Source organism: Mycobacterium tuberculosis H37Rv (assembly GCF_000195955.2).
GTDB lineage: Bacteria > Actinomycetota > Actinomycetes > Mycobacteriales > Mycobacteriaceae > Mycobacterium > Mycobacterium tuberculosis.
On the sequence record NC_000962.3, the window covers coordinates 4094578 to 4107129 of the forward strand.

The window sequence follows — 12552 nt, forward strand, 5'->3', positions numbered from 1 at the left end:
TGGCCGTAGTTGGTTCTCCCCGCTAGCCCACCACTAGCTTCGCTTGCCGATAGCTTCGCTTGCCGATAGAACTAGATCGTCGTCAACCCGGTGTCGTGGGCACCTTGGCCGGCCCCGCCCGCGCGGTGGCGGTCGCCACACCCGCGAACGCGACAGCCACCTCGACGGTGACGACCACGTCGAGGTCCACCACCCTGCACTGCGCGTGCTCGACGCGCATCGCACGGGCCACCAGCGTCGCACGCGCGCAGGCCGCCGCCAGTCCGGACGGCAGCCGGGCGGCAGCGGCTAACGAAGCCAGATCAGCCGCCGCCTGTGCGCGGTGACGAGCCACCACCGCCGACCCTAGATATGCACCCGCACCGGTGACGCACAGCAGCACCGCGACCATCGCGACGGCAAGCACGGTGGCCGAGCCGCGGTCGACCCCGGCTCGGCCACCGAAATTGCCCTAGCAGCAATGTCCAACGTAGGCAACAGGTTTGAGTGTGCTGTGACAGTGGCGACCACAAACTCGCCGTCCCGGTGCACCTGGACCAGCGCCGCACGCGGGGCGATGCTGCGGGCGACGTCGGTCGCCGAGCGTACGTCACCGCGCGCGGCCAATCGAGCGGCCTCGCGGGCCGCGTCGATACAGCGCACCTGCATTGATACCGCGGTGACGCCCGCCAGGCACAGCACCAGCACCAGCACCAGGGTGGCGATCGCCAACGCCGCTTCCACGGTGCTCGCACCCGCACACGACGCTAAACCTTGGTGCTGAGCGCGCGACCGATGATGCGGTTGAGCGCCGACACAATGGAATCCCCGGTGACGACCGTGTAGAGGATCGCACCGAAGGCAGCCGCCGCGATGGTACCGATGGCGTATTCCACGGTGGACATGCCCGACTCGTCGACCGCCAGCGCCGTCATCCGCGCCACGAGTACACGAAACATGGTGATCACCAACATATTCCTTTCTCATACCAGGCCAAACTGCAAGACATCACCGGCCAGCCCGACTACTAGCGGGACAATGCCCACACACAGAAACGCCGGTAAGAAGCACAGTCCCAGCGGGCCGGCGATCAGCACACCGGCCCGCTCGGCGGCCGCCGCGGCCGCCTGTGCGGCGTCGTGCCGAACCTGGACGGCCAGTTCGACAATGCCATCGGCGAGCGCCGCGCCCGAAGCCGCCGAACGCCGTGCCAACCGCAGTACCGCATCGGTCTGCGCATCGTGGGTGCCCGGCGGCAAATCCGGCGGCCTCGACCAGGCGATGTTGGGGTCGGCACCCAATGCCAGCAGGTCGGCGGCCCGGCGCAACACGCGCGCCAGCCGCGGCGGCGCGACCGCAGCGGTGGCGGCCGCGGCCGTCGACACCGCCATCCCCGCAGCCAGACACACGGCCAGCACGTCAAGGCTGGCTGCGACGGCTAGCGGGTCCGCGACATCCGTCCGCCCTAGCAGCAGCCCCTGGTGTGGCCGATGCGCGCGGGGCGGCCTCCCGGCTCGCGCCCGTACCACCGACGGGCCGGCACCGAGCCACAACGCCATGGCCAGCAACACCGCCGCCGCACTCACAACACTGGCCGATCGGTGATCCGGTCCGACCACAGCAGCCCGGCGCAGGCCAGTGTCAGCCCGACCACCAGCAGCCATCCGCCCACGCGTCCCGTCAGCAGAAAGCTCAGCGGCCGGGCGCCGATCAGTTGACCAAGCAGCACCCCGAGCAGCGGCAGGATTGCCAATATGGCCGCACTGGCCCGGGCACCGGCCATCCCCGCTGACACCCGCGCGGAGAACCGTTGCCGCTCAGCGACATCACGTTGGGCGGCACGCATCAAACTGGCTATCGCCAAGCCGTGATCACTGCCCAGTTGCCAGCAGACCGCGAGCCGCTCCCAGTACGCGGGCAGCGCCGAGGATCGGGCCGCAGCGAGCAGGCCAGCCGTGACGTCGGCACCCAATCGTGCCCGCGCCGCGACCGCGCGCAAGGCAACGGCAACCGGGCCGCCGGTCTCGTCGGCCGCGATGCTGAATGCGCGGACTGGATGGGCGCCCGCGCGCAGTTCACCCACCACCAGCTCAAGCGCGGCCTCCAGCGCCTGCCCCTCGCGGCTGCGGCGCAGGTAGCGGCGACGCCGGCGGTAGCGCAGGCCGAGTGTTGCGCCCAGCACCGCGACAGCCACAACGGTCGGTAACGGTAGCAAGGCTGCCACACCAACCGCGACACAGCCAACACCCCAGGCAACCCGCCGGGCGCCGACCAGAAGCACCCGCCGGCCGGTGTCGTCTGGAGTAAGGCGGCACCGCGGCGACCCGGGCAACACCACGAGCGCAAGCGACAAAATCAGGGCAGCGGACGCTATACCGCTCATGCCGATGCCCGGCTTCTCAGCAAATCGTGCAGGGCGGCCGCGTCGTCACTCATCCCACGGTCCGCGTGCCACACCGTCACCGCCTGGACCCGCCCTTCAGCTTGGCGCAGCACGGCGATCTCGGCGAGCCGGCGACGGCCTGCCCGATCGCGCGCGACGTGCAGCAGGACTTGGACTGCCGCGGCGAGCTGGCTGTGCAGAGCAGCGCGGTCAAGGCCGCCGAGCGCCCCCAACGCTTCCATGCGTGCAGGGACCTCACCCGGGTTGTTGGCGTGTACGGTGCCCGCGCCGCCCTCGTGACCGGTATTGAGCGCCGCCAACAGATCCACCACCTCGGCTCCCCTAACCTCACCGACCACGATGCGGTCGGGCCGCATCCGCAGCGCCTGTCGGACGAGTTGACGCACGGTTACCTCACCGATTCCTTCGACGTTCGCACGCCGCGCAACCAGCTTGACCAGATGTGGATGCCGAGGGGCCAGCTCGGCGGCATCCTCGACGCACACGATCCGCTCATCGGGCGACACGGCGCCCAACATCGCTGCCAGCAACGTTGTCTTCCCGGCACCGGTTCCGCCGCACACGAGGAATGCCAGCCGGGCGGTGACGATGTCGGCGACCAGCGCGGCGGCCGCGGGGTCGATCGCGCCCGCCGCAGCCAACGCGGCCAGATCCTGAGTCGCGGGACGCAACACCCGCAACGACAAGCAAGTGCCCTGGGTCGCCACGGGCGGCAACACCGCATGCAGCCGCACCGCGAACCCTCCGACGCCGATCCCGGTTAGTTGACCGTCCACCCAGGGTTGCGCGTCGTCGAGCCGACGGCCGGCCGCCAAAGCCAGCCGTTGTGCCAACCTTCGCACCGCTGACTCGTCAGCAAACCGAATCTGGCTGCGTCGCAATCCGTTTCCGTCGTCCACCCACACCGAGTCGGGCGCGGTGACCAGAACGTCGGTGGTGCCGTCTGCGGATAGCAGCGGTTCGAGGATGCCAGCGCCGGTCAGTTCTGTCTGCAGCACACGAAGATTCGCCAGCACTTCGGTGTCGCCGAGCATCCCCCCGGACTCGGCCCGGATCGCGGCGGCCACCACACTGGGCCGCAGCGGGCCGGATTCGGATGCCAGCCGTTCGCGGACGCGTTCGATCAGGGAGCCGGTCATGCCGCCCTACCGTGTCGCCCTGACCCAGCACGTGGCAGCACACCAAGTACCCGTCGGGCAGCCGATGCCAGCACCGATCGCCGTCGCAGTCGAAGACCCCCGTGTTCCAGCTGTTCGGCTAGCCGCGGCTGGGCCCTCATGGATGCCAGTAGCGGCACCCCGGCGACGTCCGCGACCTCTGCCGCCCGCAATCCCCCCGGGGAGGGCCCCCGCACCACCAGACCCAGGTTGGGGTTGATCGCGGTCAGCACAGGCGCCATCGTCGCGGCGGCCGCACATGCCCGCACATCGCATGGGCTGACCAGGACGACGAGATCGGCGGCATCCAGCGCTGCTTGGGTGGCATCGGTCAGACGACGTGGAAGATCGCAGACCACGGTGACTCCCCCACGTCGGCCGGCGTCGATCACGGCGTCCACCGGCCCGGCGTCTAACTCGTAGCCGCGCCGAGTTCCCGAGAGCACGCTGATCCCCCGCGGTCGCGGCAATGCCGCACGCACCGCCGACCAATTCAGCCGTCCACCCTGTAGCGCCAGGTCGGGCCAACGCAGACCGGGGGCGGTTTCGCCGCCCACCAGAAGATCGATGCCGCCGGCCCACGGATCGAGATCGACCAACAGCGCATCAGCGGCGGCCTGCGCCAGGGCAACCGCAAACAACGATGCCCCAGCGCCACCGCGACCCCCGATGACCGCGACCACCGCCCCGCAGATCCCGTCATCGCGTGCCGATTCAGCAGCTTCGGCGAGCTCGCGGACCAGTTCACCCTCCTGCTCGGGCATCCTCAGCACGTGCTGGGCCCCGACGGTTATGGCAGCCGCCCAGGTCGCCGTCGCGGCTTCGGTTCCGGTCAACACGCTGACGTGGGTGCGCCGGGGTAGCGCGAGCCGCCCACACCGGTCCGCCGCCGCGTGGTCGAGCACCACAGCCGCCGCCGCCGACCACGTCTTTCTGCTCACCGGATGGCGGCCGCCGAGATGAACAACGCGAACCCCGACGGCTGCGGCGACTCGGTCCAGCTCGTCGCGCAACCCCGGATCGGTCAGCATCGCCAACACGCCCGAGCCCACCGGGTGGCTACCAGACGGGCCACCAGGGCCTGAGAAGACTGTCACCCACCCACCGTGCGGGGTCCATGGTGTGGGACACCAGTCCCAAAGGCGCAATTGGGGACAGACGTGCAACTGTGCACAAACGCCCCTGAGGGGGTCCGGGCAACACGATTCCCGCAACGCCCAGAAAGCTGGGCTAAGCACCGGGCTGACGACGTTTGCGTGGCTGCCAAAAGGGACGACCCCCGCCAGGGGGGGAGGAGGCGAGGGTCGTCGTGCATCAGCCCCGGGGGGTCGGACTGATACACCCTCGGCTATGGCCGAGTAATGCTTACTATACACATGACAGTGCGCAGTCACGCAAGTACCGGACGCAATGGAAAGCACAGCTTGAGCCGTGTAAATGCTCTTGACTTCTCGACAACATCGGTAGTCAATTGACCTGTTCGGGAACAAGGTCGCCGGCCGGTCCAACTGCCGACCTATGCTGGGTCGGTGACCGTCTCCGACTCGCCCGCCCAGCGGCAAACCCCACCGCAAACACCGGGAGGCACCGCTCCGCGAGCCCGCACCGCGGCCTTTTTCGACCTGGACAAGACCATCATTGCCAAGTCCAGCACACTGGCGTTCAGCAAACCTTTCTTCGCTCAGGGACTGCTCAACCGCCGCGCCGTGCTGAAGTCCAGCTACGCGCAGTTCATCTTTCTGCTGTCCGGTGCTGACCATGACCAGATGGACCGGATGCGCACCCACCTGACCAACATGTGCGCCGGTTGGGACGTAGCCCAGGTGCGGTCGATAGTCAACGAAACCCTGCACGACATCGTGACCCCACTGGTGTTCGCCGAGGCCGCGGACCTCATCGCCGCCCACAAGCTGTGCGGCCGCGACGTCGTGGTGGTCTCGGCTTCGGGCGAGGAGATCGTCGGCCCGATCGCCCGCGCGCTGGGCGCGACCCATGCGATGGCGACCCGGATGATCGTCGAGGACGGCAAGTACACAGGCGAGGTCGCGTTCTACTGCTACGGCGAAGGTAAGGCGCAAGCCATCCGTGAGCTGGCTGCCAGTGAGGGCTACCCGCTGGAACACTGCTACGCGTACTCCGACTCGATCACCGATCTGCCGATGCTTGAGGCGGTTGGGCATGCCTCGGTGGTCAACCCTGATCGCGGCTTACGAAAGGAAGCCAGCGTGCGCGGTTGGCCCGTGTTGTCGTTCTCTCGGCCGGTGTCGCTGCGCGACCGGATCCCGGCACCGTCAGCCGCGGCGATCGCCACGACTGCGGCGGTGGGTATCAGCGCCCTAGCCGCCGGCGCGGTCACCTACGCGCTACTACGCCGCTTCGCGTTTCAGCCCTAGCGACGATGCGGGCCACACAGTGGCCCGAGGAGGAACGGGGCCACGAAGCAGGCCGCCGGATCGCGCCCGAGCGGGCGGGCAGCAAACGTCTAGCCCACGCAATCCAAAGCCGCTTCGTAACTTTCGCAGAATTGGGCCTTGCTGTGTTAAAGGTCTAGTAGTACAAAGGAACCACGGAAGCCCGGTGAGGCCAAGGCTCGATCCAGAAGAGAAGGTTCGGTCTCCCGACCCGGGCGCCCAGCATGGTTCCCGGCACCCACGCGGAGTCATAGCCACGATAACGGCAGAAGTGTTGCGGGTCTGCGTAATTGCGAACAGCAGATGGCATCGACGGCCCTTTGGGTGGGGCTACAGCTAGAAGCGTCGCAAGATCGCCGAGGCCACCCACGCAACCCCAGGAGTGCACGCTTGGTAACCGAGAACCGTGTTGGTGGGCGGCGATTCGAGTTCTTCGGGTCGCCGCCTGCTTTTTGTTTTCTGGATCAAGTATTACGGCCATTCGAGGCCCGCCGGTTAGCCGCTCGGCTATCTAGGCGCGTAATTCAGTGACCGTTTGGCCGGGCTGTCTCGCGGCTGTGCCAGATCACAGCGGCGAAGTGCCGCAGCCGTGACCCGCTCGGGGTAGCCGGGCTGTTTGAGCAACCAGACACGCCGAACGTGCAACCACGGCGGCTCCACCCGGCGGGGCGTGTCCCCGCCACCAATGCACGTTCGGCGCAGCCGGCGCACCCTCGGCGCGGAGTTTAGGAACTACTCATCCAGGTGACAACGACTCGGCAATCGACAAAGCCTCCCGCGCGCCGTCGAGCATCGCGCCGCAACACAGCAACAGCCAGCCCGCCACCCCATCAGGTGTGCCCCCGGCGAACCTGCGGGCAGCGTCGTGGTATTCGGCGGGTTGGCGCATCCAAATCACTTCGGGAACACCCAGCCCGTGCGGATCCAGTCCGGTGGCGATTGTCACCAGCCGCGACACCGCGCGGGCCACCACACCGTCGGCACAGCCAAACGGCCTCAGCGTCAAGAGCTCCCCGTGTGCGACCGCAGCAACCACCGGCGCCGATGCCAGGGTGGGGTGGGTTACCACATCCGCGAGCAACTCCAAACGCGGGCCAACGTCGGCATCGGACCGCGGACGCCCAAGCCGATCGTCATCGACCTGGTCGGCGGCCGCCAGCATGTGTAGGCGGGCCAGCGCCTGCAACGGTGCCCGCCGCCACACCCCGACCACCGGACCCGCGCCGCCTTCCAGCGCCTGCCCCACCCGAAGCGCTCCCGCGAACACCGGATCGCTGAGCGCCGGCTTGCCCGAGGTGGGCGCCCCCGCGTCGTGCAGCCGCGCAGGACCACCGTCGAGCACCGAGGAGGCCCGCGCCGCCCGCAACGAGGCCTCGGCGGCGGCCACCGGCCAGCCCCGCAGGTTGGCCCGGTGCCGGTGCACGCGGCTCAGCGCGTCGCGCACCCGGTCGCTGGCCGCAGCAACGCCCGGGAGCTCCATTAGCGGAGCCAGCGGGTCGACCGTCACAGGTTGCCAACCTTTCGGGGAGCTGAGGGGGCACCGGGAATGGCCTGAAGCAACTGGCGGGTGTACTCGTGGCGGGGCCGGCTGAACACCTCCTCGGTAGAGGCGTGCTCCACCACCCGGCCGGCCCGCATGACCAGGACGTCGTCGGCAATCTGCCGGATCACCGCCAGATCATGGCTGATGAACAAATACGTCAAACCCAGGTCGGCCTGCAGATCGGCCAGCAGATCCAGGATCTGTGCCTGCACCAATACGTCGAGCGCCGACACCGCTTCGTCGCACACCAATACCTCCGGGCGCAGCGCCAGCGCACGCGCGATCGCTACCCGCTGCCGCTGACCACCCGACAGCTCACGGGGCCGCCGGCCCAGTATCGACGACGGCAGCGCCACCTGATCGACCAGCTCACGCACCGCCCTTTGCCGCTGCCGGCGGTCACCGACGTGATGGACGCGTAACGGTTCCTCGATGGCGCGAAACACCGAGTACATGGGATCCAGGCTGCTGTATGGGTTTTGGAACACCGGCTGGACCCGGCGGCGAAAGGCCAGCACCTGGTCCCGGGCCAGCGCGCCGACGTCGTAGGTGCCGTCGAAAACGACCGTGCCCGAGGTAGGTTGGAGCAGCCCAAGCACCATCCGCGCTAGCGTCGACTTGCCTGACCCGGATTCGCCGACGATTGCCAGGGTGCTCGCCCGCGGTAGCCGGAATGACACTCCGTCGACGGCGCGAGACTCCACCCGCCGCCACGGTGCGCCGCGGGACTCCCGGTAAATCTTGGTCAGCTCCGAGACGACGAGAATGTCGCCGGCCTGCGTGGTTGCCCGTGACCGGGATTCCGGCGGACGTCTGCTGCGCGCCGTCAGCGATGGAGCCGCGGCCACCAGGCGCCGGGTGTACTCGTGCTGAGGGCTTTGCAGGATTGACTGCGCCGCACCGGATTCCACCACCACTCCACGACGGACGACGACGACAGCCTCGGCCCGCTGCGCGGCCAACGCCAGATCGTGGGTGATCAGTAGCAGCGCGGTGCCTAGTTCGTCGGTGAGTCCCTGAAGATGATCGAGCACCTGCCGCTGCACGGTGACATCCAACGCGGACGTCGGCTCATCGGCGATCAGCAGCCGCGGCCTGCCCGCCAAGCCGATCGCAATCAACGCCCGCTGGCACATGCCGCCGGACAGCTGATGCGGGTAGCGTCCGGCTTGCTTCGCCGGATCCGGCAGGCCCGCCTCAGCGAGTAGCTCCACCGCCCGTCGTCGTGCTGCGCGACCGTCGGTATTGGCCCGCAACGCTTCTGTGACCTGAAAGCCGACCTTCCAAACCGGATTGAGGTTGGTCATCGGATCCTGGGGAACATAGCCGATCTCCCGTCCCCTTATCGACCGTAGCCGCTTGGCATCGGCCCCGGTGATGTCGCGCCCGTCGAACACAACGCGTCCAGCGGTGATCCGTCCACCAGCCGGAAGCAACCCAAGAATCGCCGCGGCCGTCGTGGATTTGCCCGACCCGGACTCACCCACCACGGCGACGGTTTGACCGCTCCGGACGGCCAGATCCACCCCACACACGGCGGGAGCATCGGTGCCGAACGTAACTTCCAGGCCCTCCACCGACAACAGCGGCGCTGCTGGGACGCTCATGCCCGCCATGCCCGCGAAGCCGGATCCAGCGCGTCGCGCAAAGCGTCGCCCATCATCATGAACGCCAGCACCGTAATCGCCAGCGCGCCCGCAGGATAGAACAAAATTGGCGAGCCCGACCGTAGCCGGGTCTGCGCGACATTGATGTCGCCACCCCAGGACACCACCGACGTCGGCAATCCGACCCCGAGGTAGGACAGCGTGGCCTCGGTGACGATGAAGATCCCCAGAGCGACGGTAGCCACCGCGATCACCGGGCCCACGGCGTTGGGCAGCGCGTGCCGAAGCAGAATCTGAAACCTATTCAACCCCAATGCCTTAGCTGCAAGGACGTAATCGCTGGCACGCACCTCGAGCACCGCACCGCGCGCGATCCTGGCCACTTGCGGCCAGCCGAACAATGCCAAGATGGCGATCACCGTCCACACCGTGCGGTGATGCATGACTTGCATGAGCACGATGGCGGCCAACAGCAACGGCAAGCCGAGAAACACATCGGTGACCCGCGAAACCACCGCATCGATCCAGCTCCCGTAAAAACCGGCCAATGCGCCTAACGCCCCGCCCACGACGAACACGGCCAGCGTTGCCCCCAACCCGACCGTGACCGAAGCCCGCGCACCATACACCGTGCGCGAATAGATGTCGTGGCCCTGCAGGTCGGTGCCGAACCAGTGCGCGGCCGATGGCGCAAGCATGCTTTGGCTGGGATCGGCATAGGTGGGATCGGCTGCGGTAAACAACGACGGAAACGCCGCCACGACAAGAATCAGCAGGATCAGCGCCGCGGCGATCACGAATTTAGGACGCCGGCGCAACCCGCGCCAGGCATCGAGCCAGAACCCCGTGTGCTCAGCCATAGCGGATCCGCGGGTCCAGGGCCGCATACAGCAGATCCACCAACAGATTGGTGATCAGGTAGATCAGCACCAGCACCGTCACGATCGACACCACCGTCGGCGTCTCCTGACGCGTGACCGCTTGATACAGCACGCCCCCGACGCCGTGGATGTTGAAGATTCCTTCGGTCACAATCGCTCCGCCCATCAGCGCGCCCAGATCCGCGCCCAGGAAGGTCACCACCGGAATCAGCGAATTGCGCAGAATGTGCACCGTCACCACCCGGGGCCGCGACAACCCCTTGGCGGTGGCGGTGCGGACATAGTCAGCGTGTGCGTTGGCCGCCACCGCCGAGCGGGTCAATCGCACCACGTAGGCGAATGACATGGCGCCCAGCACGATCCCGGGTAGCAGCAGGCGGCCGACGCTCGCCCGTTCGCCCACCGTGACCGGCGCGATTTCGAGCTGGACCCCGAATAAGAACTGCGCCAGAAAGCCCAGCACGAAGATGGGGATCGCAATAATGACAAGTCCGGTAACCAGCACCGCGGAATCGAAGATTCCACCCTGACGTAGGCCGGCGATCACGCCGAATCCGATTCCGAGCACTGCCTCCACCGCCAGGGCGATCAAGGCCAGCCTGATGGTGACCGGAAACGCATGCGCCAGAACGGCACTGACCGGCAGCCCAGAATACGCACGACCCAAGTCACCGTGCAGAATTCCGCCCAGATAGCGCAAGTATTGCACGAGGAACGGATCGTCGAGGTGGTAATGCGAACGCAGCTGCGCGGCCACCGCGGGAGTCAACGGACGGTCGCCCGCCAGCGCGGCAACTGGGTCACCGGGCAGCAGAAAGACCATGCCGTAGATCAGCAGTGTCGCGCCCAGGAAAACCGGCACCATCACGGCGACTCGGCGCGCAACATACCAGCCCATGTCAGGCCTTGACGATGTTCTCGTAGTCGGGCAGACCATTCCAGGTGACGGTGACGTTGCTGACTTGCGACGACCATCCGACGACACTGATGTAATCCCAGAGCGGCACAACTGGCATGTCGTGAAACAGGATTCGCTGCGCGTCGTTGACCAGCTCGTGGGATTCGGTTAACGTGGGGGCGGCTTCGGCGGCGGCCAGCGCCGCGTCGAATTCCGGGTTGATGTAGCCGACGTCGTTGGATCCGGCGCCGGCGGTGAACAGCGGAGCGAGAAACTCGATCATCGACGGGTAGTCGCCCCGCCATCCAGCGCGAAATGCACTGTCGATGGCGCGGTTGGTGATCTGGGTGCGAAATCCGGCGAAGGTGGGCTGCGGCGCGGCCACCGCATCGATGCCCAACACGTTCTTGATGCTGTTGGCCACCGCGTCCACCCAATCCCGATGGCCAGCGTCAGCGTTATAGGCGATCGCGTACCGGCCGCTCCACGGTGAGATCGCATCGGCCTGCGCCCAGAGCCGCCGAGCCCGCTGCGGGTCGTAGTCCAGCACCTCGTTGCCCGGCAGGTTGGGATCGAAGCCCGGCAACGACCGGGCGGTGAAATCGCGGGCCGGACTGCGGGTTCCGGCGAAGATCTGCTGGCAGATTTGCGGCCGGTTGATGGCGGCCGACAGCGCCAACCGGCGCAGCCGCCCCTCCTCGCCACCGAAATGCGGCAGCCGCAACGGAGTGTCGAGGGTCTGATTGATCGCTGCGGGCCCGCTGGTAGCGTGGTCGCCCAGGTCGCGCTGGTAGACCGTCAACGCGCTCGGCGGAATCGTGTCCAGGACATCGAGATTGCCGGACAGCAAGTCGGCATAGGCGGTGTCCAGATTGGCGTAGAACTCGAATCGCAAACCTTTGTTACGGGGCTTGCGGTTGCCGTGGTAGTCGGGGTTGGGCACCAGGTCGATTCTGACGTTGTGTTCCCAGGCCGGCCCGGCTGGGCCGTCGGCGAGTTTGTACGGGCCGTTGCCGATCGGGTTGCGGCCGAACGCGGCCATGTCCCGAAATGCGGAGTCCGGCAGCGGATAAAACGAGCTGTGGCCAAGGCGCAACGTGAAGTCGATGGTCGGCGCCTTAAGCCGCACGGTGAACTCCAGGTCGTTGACCACGCGCAACCCGGACATGGTGGTCCGGCTCTTATCCCCTGGCGCGCCGGCCACGTCATCGAACCCTTCGATCGGGCTGAAAAAGTGCTGCTGCAGTTGGGCATTGGTGCTCAGGGCTCCGTAGTTCCACGCGTCGACGAACGAGTGGGCCGTCACCGGCGAGCCGTCGGTGAACTTCCAGCCGGGTTTGACAGTGATCCGGTAGTTGACGTTATCGGCGCTCTCGATTGACTGCGCGACCTCCAGCGACGGCTTGCCAACGGCGTCATAGGACATCAGGCCGGCGAACAACCGATCGATGATGCGCCCACCGTTGCTGTCGTTGGTGCCGGTCGGGATCAGCGGGTTGGGCGGTTCCCCGCCGTTGACCAGCACCACGTCAGGGCTCAGGACACCGCCGCCACAACCGGCCACTGGCGCAAGCACCAGCAATCCGGTGGCAAGGGCTGCCAGGGCCGCCCGCATCTGACGCACCATGACAGCGACCCTAAAGCCTTCTTGTGCAGTCCGGCTCCCCAGCCG

13 protein-coding genes and 2 other RNA genes are annotated in these 12552 nt (G+C 67.3%); 2 read left to right on the plus strand and 13 right to left on the minus strand.

The window, feature by feature from the left end; translation table 11 throughout:
- Window positions 1-82 precede the first annotated feature (82 nt).
- From Rv3654c to B11, 8 genes are all read right to left on the minus strand, one after another.
- Window positions 83-406, minus strand: a complete 324-nt coding sequence (locus tag Rv3654c; protein NP_218171.2) for a hypothetical protein — start codon at window positions 404-406, stop codon at window positions 83-85.
- The gene (locus Rv3655c; protein NP_218172.1) at window positions 346-723 is read right to left on the minus strand and encodes a hypothetical protein; all 378 of its coding nucleotides are present in this window, start codon (window positions 721-723) and stop codon (window positions 346-348) included. Before Rv3655c ends, Rv3654c begins: the two co-directional genes overlap by 61 nt.
- Before the next feature lie 23 nt (window positions 724-746).
- Window positions 747-953 carry a hypothetical protein gene (locus tag Rv3656c; protein NP_218173.1) on the minus strand — a complete coding sequence of 69 codons (207 nt, stop codon included), beginning with the start codon at window positions 951-953 and terminating at the stop codon, window positions 747-749.
- Window positions 954-962: 9 nt separating this feature from the next.
- Entirely contained in the window at window positions 963-1538 is a 576-nt protein-coding gene (locus Rv3657c; protein ID NP_218174.1) for a membrane protein, read from the minus strand.
- Window positions 1539-1561: 23 nt separating this feature from the next.
- Window positions 1562-2362, minus strand: a complete 801-nt coding sequence (locus tag Rv3658c; RefSeq protein NP_218175.1) for a transmembrane protein — start codon at window positions 2360-2362, stop codon at window positions 1562-1564.
- Window positions 2359-3417 (minus strand): conjugal transfer protein, encoded by a 1059-nt coding sequence (locus Rv3659c; RefSeq protein ID YP_178003.1) that lies wholly within the window; start codon window positions 3415-3417, stop codon window positions 2359-2361. The genes Rv3658c and Rv3659c overlap by 4 nt, the downstream gene beginning before the upstream one ends.
- A 101-nt stretch (window positions 3418-3518) precedes the next feature.
- On the minus strand, window positions 3519-4571 hold the full coding sequence (locus Rv3660c; protein NP_218177.1) for a hypothetical protein: 1053 nt from the start codon (window positions 4569-4571) through the stop codon (window positions 3519-3521).
- 237 nt (window positions 4572-4808) lie between these two features.
- Window positions 4809-4901: non-coding RNA, Putative small regulatory RNA (B11, locus tag RVnc0004), on the minus strand.
- A gap of 168 nt (window positions 4902-5069) precedes the next feature.
- Between B11 and Rv3661 the strand changes: the two genes are divergently transcribed.
- Together Rv3661 and MTS2823 are read left to right on the plus strand one after the other, a co-directional pair.
- Window positions 5070-5933, plus strand: a complete 864-nt coding sequence (locus Rv3661) for a hypothetical protein (protein ID NP_218178.1) — start codon at window positions 5070-5072, stop codon at window positions 5931-5933.
- A gap of 158 nt (window positions 5934-6091) precedes the next feature.
- Window positions 6092-6391, plus strand: a non-coding RNA gene (MTS2823, locus tag RVnc0036a) — Putative small regulatory RNA.
- Window positions 6392-6687: 296 nt separating this feature from the next.
- Here MTS2823 and Rv3662c read toward each other — a convergent pair.
- The 5 genes from Rv3662c to dppA are packed head-to-tail and all read right to left on the minus strand — an operon-like array spanning window position 6688 to window position 12507.
- Window positions 6688-7458, minus strand: coding sequence for a hypothetical protein (locus tag Rv3662c; protein NP_218179.1), 771 nt, complete (start codon window positions 7456-7458; stop codon window positions 6688-6690).
- The gene (dppD, locus tag Rv3663c; RefSeq protein NP_218180.1) at window positions 7455-9101 is read right to left on the minus strand and encodes a dipeptide ABC transporter ATP-binding protein DppD; all 1647 of its coding nucleotides are present in this window, start codon (window positions 9099-9101) and stop codon (window positions 7455-7457) included. Before dppD ends, Rv3662c begins: the two co-directional genes overlap by 4 nt.
- Complete coding sequence (gene dppC, locus Rv3664c; RefSeq protein ID NP_218181.1) at window positions 9098-9898, minus strand: dipeptide ABC transporter permease DppC; 801 nt, start codon at window positions 9896-9898, stop codon at window positions 9098-9100. Before dppC ends, dppD begins: the two co-directional genes overlap by 4 nt.
- A 55-nt stretch (window positions 9899-9953) precedes the next feature.
- Window positions 9954-10880, minus strand: a complete 927-nt coding sequence (gene dppB, locus Rv3665c; protein ID NP_218182.1) for a dipeptide ABC transporter permease DppB — start codon at window positions 10878-10880, stop codon at window positions 9954-9956.
- A gap of 1 nt (window position 10881) precedes the next feature.
- Window positions 10882-12507 carry a dipeptide ABC transporter substrate-binding lipoprotein DppA gene (gene dppA, locus Rv3666c; protein NP_218183.1) on the minus strand — a complete coding sequence of 542 codons (1626 nt, stop codon included), beginning with the start codon at window positions 12505-12507 and terminating at the stop codon, window positions 10882-10884.
- Window positions 12508-12552 lie beyond the last annotated feature (45 nt).

Excerpts from the sequence above, each read along its gene's own strand:
- Rv3658c (NP_218175.1), bottom strand. The coding sequence starts at position 2,362 with ATGAGCGGTATAGCGTCCGCTGCCCTGATTTTGTCGCTTGCGCTCGTG.
- dppD (NP_218180.1), bottom strand. The coding sequence starts at position 9,101 with ATGAGCGTCCCAGCAGCGCCGCTGTTGTCGGTGGAGGGCCTGGAAGTT.
- Rv3660c (NP_218177.1), bottom strand. The coding sequence starts at position 4,571 with ATGCTGACCGATCCGGGGTTGCGCGACGAGCTGGACCGAGTCGCCGCA.
- Rv3659c (YP_178003.1), bottom strand. The coding sequence starts at position 3,417 with ATGCTCGGCGACACCGAAGTGCTGGCGAATCTTCGTGTGCTGCAGACA.
- Rv3657c (NP_218174.1), bottom strand. The coding sequence starts at position 1,538 with ATGGCGTTGTGGCTCGGTGCCGGCCCGTCGGTGGTACGGGCGCGAGCC.
- dppB (NP_218182.1), bottom strand. The coding sequence starts at position 10,880 with ATGGGCTGGTATGTTGCGCGCCGAGTCGCCGTGATGGTGCCGGTTTTC.
- dppA (NP_218183.1), bottom strand. The coding sequence starts at position 12,507 with ATGGTGCGTCAGATGCGGGCGGCCCTGGCAGCCCTTGCCACCGGATTG.
- Rv3656c (NP_218173.1), bottom strand. The coding sequence starts at position 953 with ATGTTGGTGATCACCATGTTTCGTGTACTCGTGGCGCGGATGACGGCG.